This window comes from Polynucleobacter yangtzensis (assembly GCF_001595965.1).
GTDB classification, from domain to species: Bacteria; Pseudomonadota; Gammaproteobacteria; order Burkholderiales; family Burkholderiaceae; genus Polynucleobacter; species Polynucleobacter yangtzensis.
In genome coordinates, this window is the sequence record NZ_LOJI01000005.1 from 123098 (window position 1) to 144121 (window position 21024).

Annotated in this window: 16 protein-coding genes; all 16 read left to right on the top strand. The window is 45.6% G+C overall.

What is annotated here, in order from left to right:
• Positions 1 to 68 precede the first annotated feature (68 nt).
• The 16 genes from aceE (at position 69) to JaK3_RS04595 (ending at position 21022) form a co-directional block, all read left to right on the top strand.
• Positions 69 to 2765 (top strand): pyruvate dehydrogenase (acetyl-transferring), homodimeric type, encoded by a 2697-nt coding sequence (gene aceE, locus JaK3_RS04520; RefSeq protein WP_068321241.1) that lies wholly within the window; start codon positions 69 to 71, stop codon positions 2763 to 2765.
• A gap of 15 nt (positions 2766 to 2780) precedes the next feature.
• Positions 2781 to 4388 carry a dihydrolipoyllysine-residue acetyltransferase gene (gene aceF, locus JaK3_RS04525; RefSeq protein WP_068321244.1) on the top strand — a complete coding sequence of 536 codons (1608 nt, stop codon included), beginning with the start codon at positions 2781 to 2783 and terminating at the stop codon, positions 4386 to 4388.
• A gap of 9 nt (positions 4389 to 4397) precedes the next feature.
• Complete coding sequence (gene lpdA, locus JaK3_RS04530; protein ID WP_068321247.1) at positions 4398 to 6179, top strand: dihydrolipoyl dehydrogenase; 1782 nt, start codon at positions 4398 to 4400, stop codon at positions 6177 to 6179.
• A 112-nt stretch (positions 6180 to 6291) separates the two neighbouring features.
• A complete protein-coding gene (locus JaK3_RS04535; RefSeq protein ID WP_068321250.1) occupies positions 6292 to 7152 on the top strand; it encodes a helix-turn-helix transcriptional regulator in 861 nt (286 codons plus the stop codon).
• 126 nt (positions 7153 to 7278) lie between these two features.
• Positions 7279 to 10263, top strand: a complete 2985-nt coding sequence (locus JaK3_RS04540) for a xanthine dehydrogenase family protein molybdopterin-binding subunit (protein WP_150114199.1) — start codon at positions 7279 to 7281, stop codon at positions 10261 to 10263.
• Positions 10260 to 11099 carry an FAD binding domain-containing protein gene (locus JaK3_RS04545; protein ID WP_068321254.1) on the top strand — a complete coding sequence of 280 codons (840 nt, stop codon included), beginning with the start codon at positions 10260 to 10262 and terminating at the stop codon, positions 11097 to 11099. Before JaK3_RS04540 ends, JaK3_RS04545 begins: the two co-directional genes overlap by 4 nt.
• Positions 11096 to 11590, top strand: a complete 495-nt coding sequence (locus JaK3_RS04550; RefSeq protein WP_068321257.1) for a (2Fe-2S)-binding protein — start codon at positions 11096 to 11098, stop codon at positions 11588 to 11590. Before JaK3_RS04545 ends, JaK3_RS04550 begins: the two co-directional genes overlap by 4 nt.
• The gene (locus tag JaK3_RS04555) at positions 11583 to 13118 is read left to right on the top strand and encodes an AMP-binding protein (protein WP_068321260.1); all 1536 of its coding nucleotides are present in this window, start codon (positions 11583 to 11585) and stop codon (positions 13116 to 13118) included. Before JaK3_RS04550 ends, JaK3_RS04555 begins: the two co-directional genes overlap by 8 nt.
• A 21-nt stretch (positions 13119 to 13139) precedes the next feature.
• On the top strand, positions 13140 to 13949 hold the full coding sequence (locus tag JaK3_RS04560) for an enoyl-CoA hydratase/isomerase family protein (RefSeq protein ID WP_068321263.1): 810 nt from the start codon (positions 13140 to 13142) through the stop codon (positions 13947 to 13949).
• A gap of 22 nt (positions 13950 to 13971) precedes the next feature.
• Positions 13972 to 15153: an ABC transporter substrate-binding protein gene (locus tag JaK3_RS04565; RefSeq protein WP_068321266.1), complete on the top strand. Its 1182-nt coding sequence runs from the start codon at positions 13972 to 13974 to the stop codon at positions 15151 to 15153.
• Between the two features lie 83 nt (positions 15154 to 15236).
• Positions 15237 to 16121: a branched-chain amino acid ABC transporter permease gene (locus JaK3_RS04570; RefSeq protein WP_068321269.1), complete on the top strand. Its 885-nt coding sequence runs from the start codon at positions 15237 to 15239 to the stop codon at positions 16119 to 16121.
• The gene (locus JaK3_RS04575; protein WP_068321271.1) at positions 16114 to 17097 is read left to right on the top strand and encodes a branched-chain amino acid ABC transporter permease; all 984 of its coding nucleotides are present in this window, start codon (positions 16114 to 16116) and stop codon (positions 17095 to 17097) included. Before JaK3_RS04570 ends, JaK3_RS04575 begins: the two co-directional genes overlap by 8 nt.
• On the top strand, positions 17097 to 17852 hold the full coding sequence (locus tag JaK3_RS04580; RefSeq protein ID WP_240480887.1) for an ABC transporter ATP-binding protein: 756 nt from the start codon (positions 17097 to 17099) through the stop codon (positions 17850 to 17852). Before JaK3_RS04575 ends, JaK3_RS04580 begins: the two co-directional genes overlap by 1 nt.
• The gene (locus tag JaK3_RS04585; protein ID WP_068321274.1) at positions 17849 to 18559 is read left to right on the top strand and encodes an ABC transporter ATP-binding protein; all 711 of its coding nucleotides are present in this window, start codon (positions 17849 to 17851) and stop codon (positions 18557 to 18559) included. Before JaK3_RS04580 ends, JaK3_RS04585 begins: the two co-directional genes overlap by 4 nt.
• 19 nt (positions 18560 to 18578) lie before the next feature.
• A complete protein-coding gene (locus tag JaK3_RS04590; RefSeq protein ID WP_068321277.1) occupies positions 18579 to 19565 on the top strand; it encodes a Bug family tripartite tricarboxylate transporter substrate binding protein in 987 nt (328 codons plus the stop codon).
• A gap of 32 nt (positions 19566 to 19597) precedes the next feature.
• Positions 19598 to 21022 carry a UbiD family decarboxylase gene (locus tag JaK3_RS04595; protein WP_068321280.1) on the top strand — a complete coding sequence of 475 codons (1425 nt, stop codon included), beginning with the start codon at positions 19598 to 19600 and terminating at the stop codon, positions 21020 to 21022.
• Positions 21023 to 21024: the final 2 nt, after the last annotated feature.

Consider the following 21024-nt stretch of genomic DNA (forward strand, 5'->3'; position numbering starts at 1 on the left):
ATATACCTTCCTAGAATATTGCCTATAGAGTTAATGACAAATAAAGCACTATTTAATGGAGACTAAAGATGGCAGCGGTTCCAGACCAAGTATTAGGTAAACAGAATGCTCAGGATGCCGATCCGGGGGAGACTCAAGAATGGTTGCAGGCGCTCGATGGCGTGATTCGCAATGAGGGGCCAGAAAGAGCTGCCTATCTTATTGATCAACAAATTTCTCATGCTCGTGTAAACGGGGTAGTTCAGCCGTTCCATGCTGAGACTCCTTACATTAATACGATTCCTGTTGAAAACCAAGCACGCTTGCCTGGTGATCAGAACGTAGAGCACCGTATTCGTTCTTACACTCGTTGGAATGCCATGGCGATGGTCTTGCGCGCCAACAAAGATACTAACGTTGGTGGCCACATTTCTTCTTTCCAATCGGCGGCGACTTTATACGACGTAGGCTTTAATCACTTCTGGCATGCGCCATCCCCTGAGCATGGTGGTGATTTGATATTTGTACAAGGCCACTCAGCTCCAGGTGTATATGCACGTGCTTATATGTTAGGTCGCCTCGAAGAGGGTCAGCTCAATAACTTCCGTCAAGAAGTAGGCGGCAAAGGTATCTCTAGTTATCCGCATCCTTGGTTGATGCCAGACTTCTGGCAGTTCCCAACCGTATCGATGGGCTTGGGTCCGATCATGGCGATTTACCAAGCGCGCTTTATGAAGTACTTAACTGATCGCGGCTTTATTCAAGAGCAGGGTCGTAAAGTTTGGGCCTTCTTGGGTGATGGTGAAACCGATGAACCAGAATCTCTGGGTGCGATTGGTATGGCCGGTCGTGAAAAACTCGACAATCTGATTTTTGTCATCAACTGTAACTTGCAGCGCTTAGATGGCCCAGTGCGCGGTAACGGAAAAATTATTCAAGAACTCGAGAGTGAGTTCCGCGGTTCAGGCTGGAACGTCATTAAGGTAGTGTGGGGCGGTCAATGGGATGCTTTATTTGCACGTGATAAAAAAGGCATCTTGATGCAGCGTTTGGGCGAGATCGTTGACGGTCAGTACCAGACGATGAAGTCTAAGAATGGTGCCTATGTTCGCGAGATTGTTTTCAATACCCCAGAATTAAAGGCTTTAGTTAGCGACTGGAGTGATGATGAGATCTGGCAGCTAAATCGTGGTGGCCATGATCCTCATAAAGTATATGCAGCGTTTCATGCAGCGGTAAATCATAAAGAACAGCCAACAGTGATCTTGGCGCATACCATTAAGGGTTACGGTATGGGTGGCTCAGGCGAGGCGATGAATATTGCCCACCAGGCGAAGAAGATGAATGCAGATGACGTTCGTCGTTTCCGTGATCGCTTTGAAATTCCAGTTAAAGATGAGCAGTTAGATGACATGCCTTTGGTGAAGTTTGCTGAAGGCAGTCCAGAGCTTGAGTACATGAAGGCTCGCCGTCAAGAGTTGGGTGGTTATTTGCCACAGCGTCGCACCAAAGCTGAAAGCTTGCCAGTACCTTCATTAGAAACTTTCGCACCATTACTTGAAGCAACTACAGAAGGTCGCGAGATCTCTACAACGATGGCATTTGTGCGCTTGCTCAACACCGTCGTGCGCGATAAGGTGCTTGGTAAGCGTGTAGTTCCGATTGTGCCAGACGAGTCACGTACTTTCGGTATGGAAGGCATGTTCCGCCAATTGGGCATTTGGAATCAGTTAGGTCAGCTCTACACCCCAGAGGATCACGATCAATTGATGTTCTATAAAGAGGATAAGACCGGTCAGATCTTGCAGGAGGGTATTAACGAAGCTGGTGGTATGTGCGATTGGATCGCTGCTGCTACTTCTTACTCCACGCATGGCGTACCGATGTTGCCTTTCTACATCTTCTATTCCATGTTTGGTTTCCAGCGTATTGGTGACTTAGCTTGGGCTGCAGGCGATATGCGTAGCCGTGGTTTCTTGCTAGGCGGTACTGCTGGTAGAACTACTTTGAACGGCGAAGGCTTGCAACACGAAGATGGTCATAGCCATCTGTGGAGTGGTGCAGTTCCTAACTGTATTAGCTACGACCCTACATTCTCATTTGAATTGGCGGTAGTCATTCAGGATGGTATGCGTCGCATGTTGGAAGTTCAGGAAGACGTGTACTACTACGTTACCTTGATGAATGAAAACTATGCGCATCCTGCAATGCCTAAGGGTGCAGAAAAAGACATCATTAAGGGTATGTATAAGCTGAAGTCAGTTGGCGACGCCAACGCAAAGCTGCGCGTACAACTTTTAGGCTCTGGAACAATCTTCCGCGAAGTTATCGAAGCGGCAGAGATTTTGCATAAAGACTGGGGCATTGCTTCAGACTTGTGGGGTTGCCCAAGCTTTACTGAACTTGGCCGTGATTGGACTGCAGCACACCGCAGCAATCTTTTGAACCCAGCTGCTGCACCAACCCTATCTCATGTTGAGAAGTGCCTTAAAGACACGACTGGTCCAGTGATTGCAGCGACTGACTATGTGCGTTTATTTGCAGAGCAAATTCGTCCGGCGATTCAGCACATGGGTCGTCGCTACGAAGTGCTCGGTACTGACGGATTTGGTCGTTCAGATACCCGTGAAAAACTCCGTGATTTCTTTGAAGTAGATCGTCGTTGGGTGGTTCTGACTGCTTTGAGGTCTTTGGTTGACTCCGGTCAGCTTGATCGCTCTAAGTTGGCAGAAGCGATTAAGAAATACGACATCGACACTACTAAACCAAACCCAATGACGGTTTGATAAGAGATAAATACTATGAGTCAAATAATTGAAATCAAAGTCCCGGATATCGGTGACTACAAAGATGTACCGGTGATCGAAGTATTGGTTAAGGCGGGCGATAAGATTGAGAAGGAACAATCCATCGTTGTGCTTGAATCTGATAAAGCCACTATGGACGTTCCTTCATCACACTCTGGCGTTGTCAAAGAAGTCAAAGTGAAGATTGGTGATAACCTTTCTGAGGGTTCTGTTGTCATTACCTTGGAAGAGGGTGCAGCGGCTGGAGCTCCAGCACCAGCTGTTAGCGCTCCTGCGGCAGCACCAGTTGCGGCACCAGCAAGTGCTGGCGGATCTCCAATTGAAATCAAAGTCCCGGATATCGGTGATTACAAAGATGTACCTGTAATTGAGGTTTTAGTGAAGGTAGGCGACAAGATTGAGAAAGAACAATCCATCGTTGTACTTGAATCTGATAAAGCCACTATGGACGTTCCTTCATCCCACTCTGGCATCGTCAAAGAAGTCAAAGTTAAAGTTGGCGATAACCTTTCTGAAGGATCGGTGGTTGTGATCCTGGAAGGTGGCTCTTCAGGTTCTGCGGCAGCACCCGTAGCAGCCAGCGCAGCACCTGCGGCACCAGCAGCTAAAACTGTTGAGCCTCCGATCGCAAGAGCCCCAGCGCCACCTCCACTGAGCAATACTCCTCCGCCAGTAGAAGCAGCAGTAAGTCATGCAAGCCCATCTGTGCGTAAGTTTGCGCGCGAGCTAGGCGTCACGATTGATCAAGTTAAAGGATCAGGTCCAAAAGGACGTATTACTCAAGAGGACGTACAAGCCTTTGTAAAGGCAGCGATGAGCGGCGGAGCAGGAAGTCCTGCAGCAGCTTCTAGCGGCGGTAGTTTAGGTGGCTTGAATCTCATCCCTTGGCCAAAAGTGGATTTCACAAAGTTTGGTGAGATTGAGCGCCAACCATTAAATCGCATTAAGAAGCTTACTGCAGCTAACTTGGGTCGTAACTGGGTAATGATTCCAGCTGTGACGTATCACGAAGATGCTGACATTACTGACTTAGAGGCATTCCGCGTTCTCACTAATAAAGAGAATGAGAAGAAGGGTGTCAAAATCACGATGCTTGCTTTCTTAATGAAGGCCGCAGTAGCAGCATTGAAAAAATATCCTGAGTTCAACAGCTCTTTGGATGGCGATGATCTGATCCTGAAGAAATACTTCAATATTGGCTTTGCTGCAGACACTCCTACTGGTTTGGTTGTGCCTGTCATTAAAGATGCGGATAAAAAAGGCATTTTTGAACTAGCCAAAGAAACTTCAGATCTAGCAGCGCTTGCTCGTGATGGCAAATTAAAGCCTGATCAAATGCAGGGCGCGAGCTTTACGATCTCATCACTAGGCGGCATTGGTGGTACATATTTCTCACCGATTGTTAATGCGCCTGAAGTAGCCATCATGGGTGTTAGCAAGGCTGCAATGAAGCCGGTATGGGATGGTAAGCAGTTTGTACCTCGCCTGATTTGCCCATTGTCTTTGTCAGCAGATCATCGTGTGATTGACGGTGCTTTGGCTACTCGCTTCAATGTGTACATTGCTCAGCTCTTGGCCGACTTCCGTCGCGCTAGTCTGTAAGGGGAATTCATGGCTAAGCAAACAATTCTCGTTCCAGATATTGGCGACTATTCAGATGTGCCAGTTATCGAAGTACTGGTTAAAGTTGGCGATGTGATTGAAAAAGAGCAGCCACTATTGGTTCTTGAGTCTGACAAAGCAACAATGGAAGTACCAGCAGATGCTGCAGGTACTATCACTAGCATTGCAGTTAAGTTGGGCGATAAGGTTGGCAAAGGTTCTGTGATTGCAGAAATCGAAGCAAGTGGTGCGGCGCCTGCCGCTAAACCTGCTGCAGCTCCTGTGGCACCAGCTCCGGCTGCTCCAACAATGACAGCCGCACCTGCACCAGTAGCAGGGCAGTACAGCGGCAAGGTTGATCATGAATGTGAGGTATTAGTACTTGGTGCTGGCCCTGGCGGTTACAGCGCAGCATTCCGAAGTGCTGACTTGGGTATGAATACCGTTTTAGTAGAGCGTTACCCAACTTTGGGTGGCGTTTGCTTGAATGTCGGTTGTATTCCATCTAAAGCATTGCTCCACACCACTTCAGTGATGGATGAAGTAAAGACCATGGCAAAGCATGGCATTACCTTTGGTGCGCCGAAGATCGAGATTGATCAATTACGTGGTTACAAAGAGTCTGTCATTGCCAAATTAACTGGTGGTCTTGCTGGAATGGCAAAGGCTCGTAAAGTGAAGGTAGTGCGCGGCCTGGGTAAGTTCTTAGATGCGAACCATGTCGAGGTTGAGTTAACCGACGGTACTGGCCAAGACCTCACGGGTAAAAAAGAGGTGGTGCGCTTTCAGAAGGCCATCATTGCTGCCGGTAGTCAGCCAGTGAAGTTGCCTTTCTTGCCAGAAGATCCACGCATTGTGGATAGCACTGGTGCTTTATTGCTCAAGAGTATTCCAAAGCGTATGTTGGTAATCGGTGGCGGCATTATTGGTCTAGAGATGGCAACTGTTTACAGCACGCTGGGCTCACGTATTGATATTGCTGAGATGATGGACGGCCTCATGGCTGGTGCAGATCGTGATTTAGAAAAAGTCTGGGAAAAGTTCAATGCCGGACGTTTTGAAAAAATCATGCTCAAGACCCGCGCTGCCAAAGCAGAAGTGAAGTCTGATGGCATACAGGTTAGCTTCGAGGGCGAGAATGCGCCAGCGGAACCGCAAACCTACGACTTGGTATTAGTTGCAGTAGGCCGCACTCCAAATGGCAAGAGGATTGATGCTGGTAAAGCAGGCGTGCAGGTAGATGAACGCGGCTTTATTCCAGTGGATAAACAAATGCGCACTAATGTCTCAAATATTTTTGCAATTGGTGACTTAGTTGGTCAACCGATGTTGGCTCATAAGGCAGTGCATGAGGGTCACGTAGCTGCTGAAGCGGCTGCTGGTGAAAAATCTTACTTCGATGCGAAGCAAATTCCATCAGTCGCCTACACCGACCCTGAAGTAGCTTGGGCCGGTCTGACAGAAGAGCAGTGCAAGGCGCAGGGTATTGCTTATGAGAAGGGCTTATTCCCATGGGCAGCTAGCGGACGCGCAATTGCGAATGGTCGAGATGAAGGTTTCACAAAACTCATTTTTGATGCAACTACTCATCGCATTATTGGTGGCGGTATTGTTGGTACACACGCTGGCGATTTAATTGGCGAAGTGTGTCTGGCTATTGAAATGGGTGCTGATGCAGTGGATATCGGTAAAACGATTCATCCGCATCCTACCCTTGGTGAATCCGTAGGTTTGGCGGCTGAAGCAGCTCACGGCCATTGCACCGATTTGCCACCAGTAAAGAAAAAATAGAGCCCAGGTAGGCTCTAGCTATTGAAAGCCCTGAGAAATCAGGGCTTTTTCTTTTGCACTGCAATATAAAAAAAGCATATCAATATGGTCGGTGTATGAGATGATTTAACGCATGTCAAAAGTAATACGACTTCTTCACGGCGAGTTTGGTAGGGTGGCGCTTCTTGAGATGGATGCGCCCTTAGTTACCCATGCGCATCATCACTGCCACATCTTATGCAAGGTTGCAGGCCCAGATATTGCCTTTCAGGTTAGGGGACAGTTATGCCCCCTAACAGATAACAATGCAGTTCTCATCAACGCCTGGGAAGAACATTCTTACCTTCATTTACCAGTGAATGGTGAAAATCCCATTTTGCTTGCGTTGTACCTGGAACCAAAGTGGTTAGCTTCGTTTAGCAAAAAATTCTTAGCAAGTAGCCATCCTCGTTTCTTTATTAATAACTTGTCTGGGTTGGGTAACCATCAAATGCAGGTATTGGAAAAGATTTCAATGGAACTTTGGTGGGCTGATCAGATTACCCATGATTACCTTGAATCCATCTTGCTTGAGCTCGTGCTGAGTTTTATGGATGATGCCGACCTTCTAACCCAAGGTGATTTACGTAATTCCGGTAATTCATTAGCATTTATGGATCCTAGGATACGAAAAGCCATTCATATCATGCGCACCTCACCGCAAGGCTTTAGTGATATCTCCATGGTTGCTAAGAGTGTAGATCTCTCTCGATCTCACTTTTTTGAGCTCTTTAGGCGCTGTACAGGGCTTTCGCCGGTTGTATTTGCAAATGTTCTGAGGATGGAGTTTGCATTCGATGCTCTTGCTGATAAGGGGGAAAGCCTAATTCATATTGGCGACGAGCTTGGGTTTTCTGCCCAAAGTCATTTCACTAGATTCTTTAAGCAGCATCAAGGGGTTACTCCAAGCCTCTATCGTCAGCAAGTAGAAAAGGCTCCCAAGCTAGACTCTTAGGGTTTTCCTGATATACATAATCGGACTCTAAGGTAAGTTATCGGACTTAGGGGTAAGCATCCTTTTTGCACCATCATTAAGCTTCTTTCAGCATTAATTATTCTTAATTTAGCTGAAAAGATTGCATTGAAAACAAGTTCAAACTATTTAGGCAAGTCATGTGAGCGCGTAGAAGATACCGCTTTACTAACGGGGGGAGGTCGCTACCTGGATGATCTTCCCTTGCCCGTTGGAACCCTATATGCGGCGGTTGTGCGCTCTCCGATTGCCCATGGAAAAATTATTTCTGTAGACATTGAGTCAGCACTGCAACTTAGGGGTGTTAGAGCAATTTTGACGATTGATGATGTGCAGGCTTGGTCTAACCCATTGGTGGTTGCTGTTAAAACTCCAATGCGTCAATGGGTATTGGCAAATGACTATGTGCGTTATGTTGGTGAGCCTATAGCGGTGGTTATCGCTGAATCAAGGGCATTAGCAGAAGATGGCGTAGAGAAGATTGTTTTGAACATTCAACCACTACCCGCTGTGGTCGATGTAGATGTTGCGTTAGCCGATACATCCATCGTTTTGCATCAGGACATTGGTAGCAATTGTGTTTTAGATCGATCATATCGATACGGTGATCCAGAGAGCGCATTTAAAAATGCAGCACGCATCGTTGAGGTGGACATTCGTTATCCTAGAAACTCCTGTACGCCCATTGAGACGGGTGGGGTAGTGGCACAATGGCGAGCCGCAGACTCCTCATACGAAGTAACGTCAAATTTTATGGGGCCATTTTCATTACATGTCGTAATGGCTGCGGCGCTGAAAGTTGCTGGAACAAAATTGCGTCACCACGTTGCCCCAGATTCTGGTGGTAGTTTTGGTGTTAAGCAATCGGTATTGCCATACGTCATCATGAGCTGTTTAGCATCGCGTAAGGCAGGTGCTCCAGTGAAATTTATAGAGGATCGCTTAGAGCACCTTCAGGCGGCTACATCGGCCACATCCCGTCATACGCATCTTCGTGCTGCAGTAGATGGCGATGGAAAAATTCTGGCCTTAGATTACGATCAAATTGAAGATTGTGGTGCATATTTGAGGGCGCCTGAACCTGCAACGCTTTACCGTATGCATGGCTGTGTGACTGGCCCCTACCAAATTCAGAATTTGAATATTCGCAACCGTGTTGTCCTTATTAACAAAACGCCTACTGGTCTAGTGAGGGGTTTTGGTGGCCCTCAGGTTTATTACGCGCTTGAGCGCTTGATTCAGAAAATTGCAAAATCTTTAGGTAAAAGTCATCAAGAAATAGCTGCAATAAATTATGTTCAAAAAGAGCAGTTTCCCTATCGAGCAGCGGCAGGGGCATTGCTAGATTCGGGCGATTACCAACAGGCTTTAAAAACGCTTGAGAGTTCACCTGAATTTAAAAAGATACTAGAACGTAGAGACCAAGCGAAAAAAGAAGGTCGTTACTACGGTATTGGTATTGCATCAATTGTTGAGCCTTCAGTATCCAATATGGGTTACATCACTACTGTTCTTACAAAGGAGCAAAGAGCAAAAGCAGGTCCTAAAAATGGCGCCATCACTTCTGCGACAGTCAGCGTAGATCCTTCTGGAAATATTGCCGCAAATATCGCTTCAGCACCTGCCGGACAGGGTCATCAGACTGTTATTAGCCAGTTATTGGCGGATGTTTTTGGTGTCTTGCCATCCCAGATCCAGGTGAACGTTGATTTTGACACTGCAAAAGATGCATGGTCTATTGCTGCCGGAAATTATTCAAGTCGTTTTGCTGGCGCAGTTGCGGGGACCGTGTTTTTAGCGGCTGAAAAGTTAAAGGCTCGGATTGCGGACTATGCCGCTCATGTACTTAAGGTTAAGCCTGATCAATTAATTTTTGCAAACGGCAATATATCTGTGGTTGGAGCTGAGGATGGCGGCATCCCATTTTCTAGAGTTTGCGGAAACTTTCACTGGTCACCCGGATTAATTCAAGAGGCCCTAGGGCGCGATACCACTCTAGCGCTGCAAGAAACACAATTTTGGAGTGCAGATGTTCTAGAGGCACCCGATGAAGATGATCGAATTAATACATCGGCAGCATATGGTTTTGCTCTTGATGCTTGCGGTATTGAAATAGATCCTGAAACCTGTTCTGCAAAGATTGATCAGTACATTACTGTGCATGATGCCGGGAGAATATTAAACCCGGCCTTAGCGGATGGTCAGATTTATGGTGCGTATGCACAGGCAGTCGGCGCAGCCCTTTTTGAAGAGTTTGTCTATAGCAGTGATGGTAATTTTCTCTCCGGTACTTTCGCAGACTATCGCTTGCCTACTGCAAGTGATATCGGTGTTCCAAAAATTTACCATCAAGAGTCTCCCAGCCCCTTTACGCCTTTGGGCGCAAAAGGCATAGGCGAGGGTAACAGTATGAGCACTCCAGTTTGTATTGCTAATGCCATTGCAGACGCTTTAGATCTCGAGAATATCGTTCTGCCTGCAACACCTAGTCGCATTCATGCGTTACTTGTGGAAAAAGGTGCGCTAAATCTTGATAAACCTTCGAGTCAAGTTTCGTCAATGACAACAAATGCTGACTATCCATTAAAGGCGCAAGGTGAGGTTAAATTGGAAGTCCTTCCGGAGGATATCTTTGCCGTATTGATGGATCCTGAAAGATTAAAGAATGTCATACCAGGCTGCGAGTCCATTCGTAAAAAATCTATAACTAACGGTATTCGGTATGACTGCATTGCGGTTGTACGTATTGGTATCGCAAAAGCACGATTTGCTGCTCAGGTTGATTTAACTAAGGTTCAAAGTCCGGATAGTTTCGTCTTAGGTGGAGAGGGGCGGGGGCCCTTAGGGATGGCGCTTGGAATGGGTCAAGTTAGCCTTAAAAAAGAAGGCGCCACAACTATTCTGATCTACGACTACCAAGCCCAGGTGTCTGGCAAGCTTGCTGCAATTGGCAGTAGATTGTTAGAGGGTGCAATCCGCTTGGTGTTAGATCAACTGTTTAGAGCCCTTGCAAAAGAGGCTGGCGCAAAACATGAGGGTCTATTTAAAAGCCTATTTGCAAAATTATTTGCTTTATTGGGGGTGGCTAAATGAAATCTGCGCCATTCGTGATGCACCAAGCGCGTTCCCAATCTAATATTTTGGATTTGCTGGATCAATATGGTGAGGATGCCCGCGTTATTGCTGGAGGCCAAACTCTGGTCCCTGTGTTAGCAATGAGGGTAGCTAGCCCTGATCATTTAATTGATATTAATCAAGTCAAAGAGCTGAAAAATTTCGGCGTTACTGATGGCGCACTGCAAATTGGGGCCGGCGTTAGGCAGTCTGAATTGGAGCATTGGAGTGAGCTTCGTAAGACTCAGCCACTTTTAAGCATGATGTTTCCATGGATAGCTCATACCCCCATTCGAAATCGGGGCACGGTATGTGGATCGATTGCGCACGCAGACCCTAGTGCCGAGTTAGTTCTTGGCTTAGCTGTACTAGAGGGCTCGGTCACTCTAGCAAGCAAGAAAAAGAAGCGGGTAGTGCCGGCCAAAGATTTTTTCTTGGGAGCACTTCAAACCAGTCGTCAGCCAAATGAATTCATCGAAGCTGTCCAGTTTCCTATTCGTGGTCCTCATGCGAGTTTTGGATTTGCAGAGTATGGATATCGACACGGCGATTTTGCGGTGGTGGCTGTTGCAGTTATTAAAGAAGATGATGCCTGGACCATTGGGTTTGGCGGTATTGATGATGTTGTAAGGATCTACAAATGCACTGCCATTTCGCTTGATCAGGTTAAGCAGTTTATCGACGAACTAGCTGCAGGGACTGAGGTAAGAGAGGATCCCACCGCAACTTCAGGGTTGCGTAGACATTTGATGCGCACCTTAGGAGCGCGTGCCTGCCAACAGGCTATGGAATTTAAAAGTGAAGAAATAAGATGAAGACCCAGCAGGTAAAACTAACTTTAAATGGGGTTGAGCGTGAAGGGGTTTGCGAATCACGTACGACATTACTGGATTTTATTCGCCATGATTTAGGGTCAACGGGTACCCATGCAGGTTGCGAGCATGGTGTATGTGGAGCATGCACGGTTGAACTTGATGGACAAATCGTGCGCTCTTGCCTCATGTTTGCATGCCAGGCTGATGGCGCAAAGGTTGCTACGGTAGAAGGCATTGCAAAGTCAGGAGAAATGTCTGACTTACAAAATGCATTTAAAAAACACCATGCATTGCAATGTGGATTTTGTACCTCAGGATTTTTACTTTCAGCAGAAGATCTACTTAAAAAGAATCCTCATCCAAGCGAGTTAGAGGTGCGCGAGGGTTTGTCAGGAAATTTATGTCGTTGTACTGGCTATGTTGGAATTGTCGAGGCAGTTTTAGAGGTTGCCGCAGCCAGAGCACGCCAAAATGGAGGAGAGCATGCTTGATCTAGGTCGAACTTTTTTGCAGGCTGTTGAGCGTGAGCCTGATAAGTTAGCGATTATTGATGGGGCTAGGCGTCTCACCTACGCGGAGTGGGCGCTTCATATTGGCGCCATTCAGCAATTTTTTAACGAGCAGGGTCTCAAGCGTGGCGATCGGATCTTGACTGTTTTACAAAATCGCTATGAGGCAGCAACAATTCATTGGGCGTGTCAGATGGCAGGCATAGCTATCGTTCCTTTGAATTGGCGCTCTAAGCCAGATGAAATTGATTACTGTGCACAAAATGCTGATGTGAAATTGGCCTTTGTTGAGGAGATATCGCTCAATAACTACTTGGAATCGGAAACAAGTAAATCTATCTCGGTAATTTTATGCATGGAAAATGCATCTTTAGATGGATATCGATATTTTGATCAGTTAATTCACAAGGGGGCTGAGCCTGAGCCACGCGGTCATGTAGAAGATATATCAGTCATGCTTTTCACCTCTGGCACCACAGGCAAGCCGAAGGGCGTTCCGAGAAAGCAGCGCGCAGAGCGTGCGGCAGGCATTGCGCACGTTGCGCAAAACCAGTATGCAATGGGTGAGGTGACATTGGGTGTGATGCCGCTTTATCACACGATGGGCGTAAGAACGCTGTTATCGCTATGTATTGTCAATGGAACTTATGTGGCAGTGCCGCGTTGGGATGTGAATAAGGCGATAGAAGCAATTGAGAGTGAGGCAGTTACACATCTTTATTTGGTTCCAACGCTTTATCACGACATGATTCAGTCAAACAATTTCAATTCAAGTCGGGTGAAGACTGTAAAGAAACTTGGATTTGCAGGTGCCCCCATGCATGATGCTTTGTTGCTTAAATTGAGCGAGGCCTTTTCTCCTGAGTTGTTTGTGAATCATTACGGTTCAAGTGAGATTTACACATACACCATCAATCAAAATGCCGTATTAAAGCCAGGCTGTGCTGGAAAAGCGGGCATCAATGCACGTATCAGAGTAGTTAAGTTGGATCAAGGATCTGTGCCAACACAGCCAAGTCAAGTGGCGGCTTGTCATGAAGAGGGGCAGATCATTTGCGATCTATCGGGGGATGAAGCATTCGAAGGATATTGGAAGCGTCCCGATGCTGATCAAAAATCTATTCGTGATGGCTGGTATTTCACGGGTGATACGGGCTACTTTGACGAATCTGGCGACTTATTTGTTACAGGTCGGGTCGATGACATGATTATTTCTGGCGGAGAAAATATTTCCCCAGTTGAAATTGAATCTATTTTATCTCTGCATCCATCTGTAGGTGAGGTGGCTGTCGCTGGGTTGAAGGATGACCGTCTTGGACAAAAAGTGGTTGCCTTTATTAGGGCATCAGGGAATGTTGATTCAGACGCCTTGGATGAATATTGCCGTGGATCAGATTTGATCAATTTTAAACGTCCTCGAGAGTACGTATTTGTTAAAGAGATTCCCAAGTCGCCCGTGGGAAAGGTATTGCGACGCATGTTAGTCGCCGGCGAATATGAAAGAGCTTAATTTTTTTACTAGAAAGACCTTATGACTACTATTTTGAAACATCCTTTTAGCAATATCCTTGATAACCTTGACGGGTTCTATGTGGAAATTGATGAGGCTCATCAAAGGGCTGACATTGTTTTAAAGAGACCCCCATTTAATGTCATACAAATGCCTCAGCGGGATCAATTACGAGCTGCATTTGAGGCCTTAGATGCTGATGACCGTGTCCGCATCATTGTATTGAGGGCAGAAGGTGAGCATTTCTCTAGCGGTGGAGATATTAAAGGCTTTTTAGAGGCAACACCCGAGCATGTATCCAAGCTTGCTTGGAATATTGCCGCACCTACGCGTTGTACTAAGCCTGTCATTGCAGTAAATCATGGCTACTGCTTCGGAGTGGGCTTTGAAATTTCACTAGCATGTGATTTCCGTATAGCGGCTGAGTCAACTTTGTATGCTTTGCCAGAGCAAAAGTTAGGACAAATTCCTGGCTCAGGCGGATCGGCACGTTTACAAAAAATGGTAGGAATCACCCGAACTAAAGATATTGTGATGCGCTCCAGGCGTATTAAGGGTCAGCAAGCCTATGAGTGGGGTGTTGCAACCGAATGCGTTCCGGATGCGGAGCTTGCGAGCGCCACATCTAAATTGGTTGATGAATTACGCGCATTCTCGCCAATGGCTCAGAGAACGGCCAAAAAAATGCTTAATGAAACGGAGGATTGTTTGTTAACCACGGCTATTGAAGTTGAAGGCCATTGCTACAGCCGCTTGCGTAATTCAGAAGATTTTAAAGAAGGGGTTGAAGCGTTTCATGGAAAGCGCCAACCAAATTTTGTTGGTCGTTAATTTATTAAAGGAGACGTACATAATGAAAAAGCAATTTCAAACAAAGAAAATCGCTCTAGCGGTTGCCTTAAGCCTTGGCGCATCATTGGTTTATGCGCAAACTGGTCCAATCAAAATCGGTGTTGTGACGCCTTTATCGGGCACGTACACACCAATTGGTGAACAGGTAAAAATGGGTTTAGATCTAGCTGCAAAAGAAATTAATGCTACTGGCGGTATTAATGGTCGAAAAATTGATTTGATTTACGAGGATGAAGAAGCAAACCCAGCAGTTGCAACTCAAAAAGCAGAGAAGTTATTTCAAGTAGAGAAGGTAGAGTTTTTAACTGGAACAGTTAACTCAGGATCCACTTTAGCTGTAGGACAATTGGCCGAGCGTAATAACAAGCTGATAGCAACGACAGTTTCATTTGCTGATTCAATTACAGCAGATAAATGCTCGCCAAACGTTTTTCGTGTGAATGCTCGCGCTGGAATGCAATCTGCAGCATTGGCAGCTTGGGTAGATAAGGAGATTCCGAAGGCTAATATTTTCTTTATAGGGCCTGACTATGAGATGGGACGCAGTACGGTTTCAGCTTTTAAGAAAGCATCTATTGAAAAAGGTGCCAAGGATGTTGGTGAAGTCTTTGCGCCACTCGACAATAAAGACTACTCACCATATTTTGGTCAAGTAAGGGCTGCCAAGCCTAATGTTATTTACACCTCTGTGGCTGGTAATGACACGGTACGCTTATTTACTCAAATGGATGAGTATGGTGTAAATAAAGGAGTAACCATTGTTGGTGCTTCTGGGACAGTCACATCGCAAAATATGGGTGCGATTGGAAAATCTGCGAATGGATTCGTTACTGGTGTTGGCTACTCTCCTAAGTTAGATAACCCAGCTAATAAAAAGTTCGTAGCTGATTTCCAAAAAGCTTATAACAAGCTTCCTGATCTTTATGGTGCTGACTCCTATGGCCTTTTATATTTTTATAAGGCTGCGGTTGAAAAAGCGAAATCTACAGAAACCGATAAAGTTCGAGCTGCCATGAATGATCTAAGTTGGCAAACTCCACAGGGCACGAAGAAAATGCGCGCTGGTGATCACCAGGCTATGCAAGATATGTTTGCGGTTCGCGTAGAGAATGGCGAGTTCAACATTGTTGGAAGAGTCCCTTCAGACCAGGCAATTGGGCCTGATACATGCACTCGTTTTTAATTAATTAGTCAATTACTCCACATCCCTCCTGTGCGGATGTGGAGGTTTTGGCTTGTGAATTTCATTAAGGGATTGGGTTTTCAATGCTAGAGAGCTTGCAATATATTTATGCGCCACAGATAGTCAATGGACTTTCAATCGGCGTTGCTGTGGTCCTCATGGCCTTGGGTTTAACCATTATTTTTGGCTTACTAGATGTCATTAATATGTCGCATGGCGAATTCTACGCAGCTGGCGCCTTTATCAGCGTGAGTCTGATGGCGATGGGCGTGTCATTTTGGTTATGTCTATTGTTAGTTCCTTTGTTATTGATTCCAATTGGTTTTGCAATGGAAAGGCTGTTGATTCAAAAAGTATTTCACTATAAAGACCGTCATATTCTGACTCTACTGCTGACATTTGGTGTGGCGATGGTTTTAGAAGATGGTTATAAGATTGTTTGGGGTGCTAACCCAATCAAGCCTAGCGCTCCAATCTCTGGTGCCAGTGAATTATTGGGGGTGATGTTTCCAAATTACCGACTATTTTTAATGGTATTCGGCGCTGTAATTATTTTCTCTGTATGGGCGCTAATTTATAAAACTCAGCTGGGGGCGATTGTGAGGGCTTCAGCCTATGACAAAGATATGAGCTCTTCGCTAGGAATACCGGTGATGCGAGTTTATGCGCTGACTTTTGCATTTGGCGTTGCCTTGGCTGGCCTGGCAGGGGTTTTGCTTGCTCCAATCTATTCAGTTTTCCCAACCATGGGAAGAGATTTTATTTTAATGGCCTTTAGCGTTGTCATTGTCGGCGGTCTTGGAAGTATTAAGGGTGCGGTTATCGCAGGTATTTTATTAACGCAATTGCAATCCATCTCTTCATTATTTATTTCACCAGTCTGGTCCGATCCCCTAGTCTTTACGGTAATGGTGCTGGTATTGATGTTTAAGCCGTCTGGTTTATATGGGGGCATGAAAAATGCGTAATCCTCAGGTCAAGGCTATTCGTCTGATTGAAATACTTTTGCTGGTCTCCGCAGTTGTCTTATTTGTCATTGGCAGTATTTTGGGTGACACCTTTTTCTTGAGATTGGCTACAGAGTCGTTAATCTTTGGTGGATTGGCAATGTCTGTAGATCTTTTACTGGGGATAGTAGGGTTGCTATCTCTTGGGCAAGCATTGTATTTTGGTTTTGGCGCCTACCTATCTGCTTTAGTTTTAAAAGAAGTTTCGCCATCATTTTTCTTGGCTATAGGCGTTGTAACCCTGTCATCCATCGTATTGGGGTGGTTAGCGAGCTTTGTGGCGCTGAGATCAAAGGGCGTCTACTTTGCATTAATAACCTTTGGATTAGCGCAGGTAGCAGCCAAGGTTGTCTACAACACGCGAAGTCTCGGAGCATCAGATGGGATGATGGGCGTACCGATTTTGCAAATCTGGACTCCATTTGGTGTTGTTGATGCTGGCCATCCAGGTGCATTTTTTGTAATTACCATGCTGACTATTGGCGCCTTGTATGCAGTCTTAAAATATTTTTTGACCACTCCTATGGGTTCTATTTGGCATGCAATTCGATCCAATGAAGATCGTCTAGCTTACGTTGGGTATAAATCTAAAGGGCCAAAACAGGTGGCATTTATTCTGGCAGCAGTAGTTGCAGCTGTTTCTGGAGCTCTCTATCCGATGTTAAGAGGATTTGTTTCTCCCGAGCTGATGTTCTTTAGTGTCTCTGGAAATGCTGTTGTAACCGTTGTTTTAGGTGGGGTGGGAACTTTAATCGGACCCATATTAGGCAGCGTCCTTTTAACCTCATTTAAGTCCATCATTGGGACCTGGACAGTACATCACCATATTGTTATCGGACTTATCTTTGTGGTGGTAGTAGTTTCCGCTCCCAAGGGCATTGCTGGTCTACTAACAAAATATTTCGGAAAAAATCATTCTCACAAAGGAGGGGAGTGATGAAGAATACGGAAATGATTCTTAAGGCAACAAGTCTTAGTAAGCGCTTTGGTGGTCTTACCGCTGTAGATGATGTGAGCTTTGAAGTAACGCGTTTAGGTGTTACTTCGATTATTGGCCCAAACGGCGCAGGTAAGAGCACGCTCTTTAATTTATTGAGCGGTACTTTTATGGCTGACTCTGGATTGGTGGAGCTTGACGATCAAAATATTACACGCATGAGTCCTGAGGGGCGCTTGTCATGCGGGATGGCTCGATCATTTCAAATTACCAACCTCTTTTTTGATCTCTCAGTGATTGATAACTTAAGAATTGCAAGTCAAGCATTAGAGCCGCGTTCTAATTTGTTCTTGCCTTTAAGCAAAAGCACTATCGCAATGGATCGGGCTAACGAATTATTAGAAGAATTTGGTTTGTTGGAATGCCGTGATCAGCTTGCAGGGGCCTTATCCCATGGCCAGCAAAGGCGTCTGGAGATTGCTGTGACATTGGCAACTCGGCCAAAATTGCTCTTATTGGATGAGCCAACCCAAGGAATGTCCCAGGGTGACACTCAGGATACCGCCGAGCTCATTAAGCGCCTAGGGTCAAAAATTACAGTTCTATTGATTGAGCATGATGTAGATCTAGTAATGGATTTATCCAAAACAGTGATCGTCATGGCGCAAGGCAAGAAATTAGCAGAAGGCATTCCTAGTGATGTACGCGCTAATCCGCTTGTTCAAACAGCATACTTTGGTGAGGAGTTGGCATGATTTTGGAGATGCATGATGTACATGTCAACTTGGGTTTATCCCATGTTTTACAGGGAGTCAATTTATCTATTAAGCCTGGCGAGACTGTAGGCCTATTTGGAAGGAACGGGGTTGGGAAGACTACTATCGTCAAAACTATTGCCGGCTGGCATAAACCCTCCCAAGGAAAAATACTATTTCAAGATCAAGCTATACAAGCCTTACCCCCAAATGAAATTACCCGCTTGGGTATGGGTTTGGTGCCTGAGGATCGAAGAATATTTCCTGGCTTAAGTGTTGAGGGAAATCTGAAGCTCGGGCTAATGCAAGTTCAGGCAAGCGAGCGCAAAGCTGCTGAGCAACGTATACAAATGGTCTTTGAACGATTTCCGCGATTAAGCGAACGGCGAAATCAATCAGGAACTACTTTGTCCGGTGGCGAGCAGCAAATGCTAGCAATGGCGCGTGTGTTAATAGGCAATCCAAAATTGCTATTAATTGATGAGCCGACAGAGGGTCTTGCCCCGATGGTAGTGGCTGACATCTTCCGCTTAATGGATGAACTTAAGGCTCAGGGTATTTCAATTCTATTAATTGAGCAAAATATTCATAAAGCCATTCATTTGTGCGATAGACATTATGTGGTTGAGCGGGGTAGGGTTGTGCTTGAAGGTAACTCTCAAGACCTTGAAGAACGCAAAGAATTAATTAGGCGCGTTAGTGTTTAAAACAACATTGGAGATACATATGAGAATTAAAACAGTGACTTATTTTCTTGCATTTGTAGTTGGTGTTTTTGGGCTCACTTCAAGTCAATTATTTGCACAGGGCTCTGCCGCATATCCAGAGAAACCGATCACTATCATTGTTCCTTACCCACCTGGCGGCTTTAACGATACGCTTGGCCGAATAGTCGGAAAGAGGCTAAGTGATGCCTGGGGTGTAAATGTGGTGATTGATAATAAGCCAGGTGCCGGCACTACTATTGGAACTAATTTTGTAGCGCGCTCCACACCAGATGGTTACACAATCTTAGTTGCTCAGTTTCCCTTTGCGGCTAATCCTTACCTGTATAAGTCATTACCTTACGATACATTAAAGGCATTCAGCCCAGTGGTATTGGCCGGTAGATCCCCAATGGTGTTGGTGGTCAATTCAAATTCACCCATTAAGACTATGAGTGAATTTTTGGCTCTAGCTAAAGCAAAACCAGGCTCTGTAAATTATGGATCATCAGGCCCCGGCTCTTCAAATCATTTGGCAATGGTTTTATTTGAAATGATGGCTGGCGTGAGTCTAAACCAAGTTCCTTATAAGGGCAGTACACCGCTATTAACGGATTTAGCGGGTGGACAGGTTGAAGTTGCATTTGATGCATATCCTCATGTGCGCCCATTTCTCCAGTCTGGAAAAATTAGGCCGGTGGCTATAGCAACAGAAGTTAGGTCACCATTAATGCCGGATGTCCCTACTGTCAATGAATCGGGCGTTAAAGGTTACGAAGCTTCATCATGGCATGGTTTTGTGGTGCCGTCAGGAACACCAAAGCCTGTGGTTGAGAAGCTCAATAAGCAAATCAATTTAATTCTTAAGCAGGAAGATATTAGAAAAATATTTAACGAGCAGGGCGTTGTTCCAGATGGTGGAACTCCAGCCCAATTTGAAACCTTTATTGGCAAGCAAATGGATATCTGGAAAAAAGTGGTTTCAACTGCAGGCGTCGCGGCAGAGTAAGCGCTATTTTCCATACCTTATAGGTGGCATTAATGAATAAATTTACCCAACTTCGGCCATGGCTAGCCCATCTTGCGAATACCAATCGCCTGCTTGCTACAAAAAAGAATGTCCTACTTAAGCATGAGTTAGCAGCTATAGCTAAGAAGCTAGATGGAAAAAGTAGCGTCTTTTTTCCTAATCCAGATGGGCACGCAATACCAGTAGTTTCTGGTTTTATGTCTTCGCGCTCCTGGATTGCCGAAGCAATGGGTGTTAGCGAGGCGGATTTATTGAATGCCTATCGTGTGGCAGCCGATAATCCGCTACCTTGTCACTTGGTTAAAGATGCGCCTTGCCAGGAGGTTGTACATCAGGAGTTTGATGTGCGGACTCTATTGCCTGTGCCAACCCATAGCGAACATGATAGTGGGCCGTACATTACTGCTGGCTTGGTAATAGCGAGAAATCCTAAAACAGGCATCCAGAATGTATCCATCAATCGAATTCAAGTTAATTCTAAAGATCGCATGGCCGTGCTGATTTTGCCAAGACATCTTCATGCCTTTCAGCAGGCCGCAGAGGAAATGAATCAGCCATTACCTGTTGCAGTGGTGATTGGAGTTGACCCTTTGACGCTGCTAGCTTCACAAGCAATTGCCCCGATCGATTCGGATGAGCTTGAGATTGCTGGCGCTCTGCATGGGACACCCCTGGATGTCGTGAAGTGCTTAAGTAATGATGTGGTGGTGCCTGCAAATGCAGAAATAGTCATTGAGGGACACATTCCACCAAAGGTGCGTGAGCTTGAGGGACCTTTCGGTGAATATCCCAAATACTATAGCTCCCAAGAGAAACGCCAGGTTATTGTGGTTGACATTGTTACCCATAGAAAAGATCCAATCTTTCACACCATTGTTCCGGCGGAGTTAGAGCATTTATTGCTTGGTTCAATTCCAAGGGAGGCGACAATCTTGTCGCATCTGCGCAGAAGCTTTCCTGGAGTATTGGATGTACATTTATCGCTCGGTGGAGTTGGAAGATACCATCTTTATGTTCAGATCAAAAAGACGCACGAAGGCTTGCCTAAGAATGTAATATCGGGCGCTTTTAGCTCTCACTATGATGTAAAGCATGTTGTAGTCGTAGATGAGGATGTCGACGTTCATGATCCCGCTCAAGTTGAATGGGCTATTGCCACTAGATTTCAGGCCAAACGTGGCTTGGTAGTTATGCATGACACGCAAGGTTCTGTTTTGGACCCTTCAACAACCGTTGGATTGCCTGTTGATAAGGATGGAATCATTCCATCTCAATTTCAGGGTATGAGCTCAAAAATGGGTCTAGATGCAACTAAGCCGCTCACTTATGAGGGGCACGTATTTACCAAGGTCAAGATACCCGGGGAAGATGCGGTAAATTTGGATACTGTGCTTGATCCTCAGTTTCCAATAGCTTCATATCTGAAATCAAATTAATT

What these genes read in the sequence shown, in the direction of transcription:
- JaK3_RS04580 (WP_240480887.1), top strand. Translation starts at nt 17,097, where the DNA reads ATGAAGAATACGGAAATGATTCTTAAGGCAACAAGTCTTAGTAAGCGC.
- JaK3_RS04595 (WP_068321280.1), top strand. Translation starts at nt 19,598, where the DNA reads ATGAATAAATTTACCCAACTTCGGCCATGGCTAGCCCATCTTGCGAAT.
- aceE (WP_068321241.1), top strand. Translation starts at nt 69, where the DNA reads ATGGCAGCGGTTCCAGACCAAGTATTAGGTAAACAGAATGCTCAGGAT.
- JaK3_RS04535 (WP_068321250.1), top strand. Translation starts at nt 6,292, where the DNA reads ATGTCAAAAGTAATACGACTTCTTCACGGCGAGTTTGGTAGGGTGGCG.
- JaK3_RS04570 (WP_068321269.1), top strand. Translation starts at nt 15,237, where the DNA reads ATGCTAGAGAGCTTGCAATATATTTATGCGCCACAGATAGTCAATGGA.
- JaK3_RS04550 (WP_068321257.1), top strand. Translation starts at nt 11,096, where the DNA reads ATGAAGACCCAGCAGGTAAAACTAACTTTAAATGGGGTTGAGCGTGAA.
- JaK3_RS04545 (WP_068321254.1), top strand. Translation starts at nt 10,260, where the DNA reads ATGAAATCTGCGCCATTCGTGATGCACCAAGCGCGTTCCCAATCTAAT.
- JaK3_RS04585 (WP_068321274.1), top strand. Translation starts at nt 17,849, where the DNA reads ATGATTTTGGAGATGCATGATGTACATGTCAACTTGGGTTTATCCCAT.
- aceF (WP_068321244.1), top strand. Translation starts at nt 2,781, where the DNA reads ATGAGTCAAATAATTGAAATCAAAGTCCCGGATATCGGTGACTACAAA.
- JaK3_RS04575 (WP_068321271.1), top strand. Translation starts at nt 16,114, where the DNA reads ATGCGTAATCCTCAGGTCAAGGCTATTCGTCTGATTGAAATACTTTTG.
- JaK3_RS04590 (WP_068321277.1), top strand. Translation starts at nt 18,579, where the DNA reads ATGAGAATTAAAACAGTGACTTATTTTCTTGCATTTGTAGTTGGTGTT.
- JaK3_RS04565 (WP_068321266.1), top strand. Translation starts at nt 13,972, where the DNA reads ATGAAAAAGCAATTTCAAACAAAGAAAATCGCTCTAGCGGTTGCCTTA.
- JaK3_RS04560 (WP_068321263.1), top strand. Translation starts at nt 13,140, where the DNA reads ATGACTACTATTTTGAAACATCCTTTTAGCAATATCCTTGATAACCTT.
- lpdA (WP_068321247.1), top strand. Translation starts at nt 4,398, where the DNA reads ATGGCTAAGCAAACAATTCTCGTTCCAGATATTGGCGACTATTCAGAT.
- JaK3_RS04555 (WP_068321260.1), top strand. Translation starts at nt 11,583, where the DNA reads ATGCTTGATCTAGGTCGAACTTTTTTGCAGGCTGTTGAGCGTGAGCCT.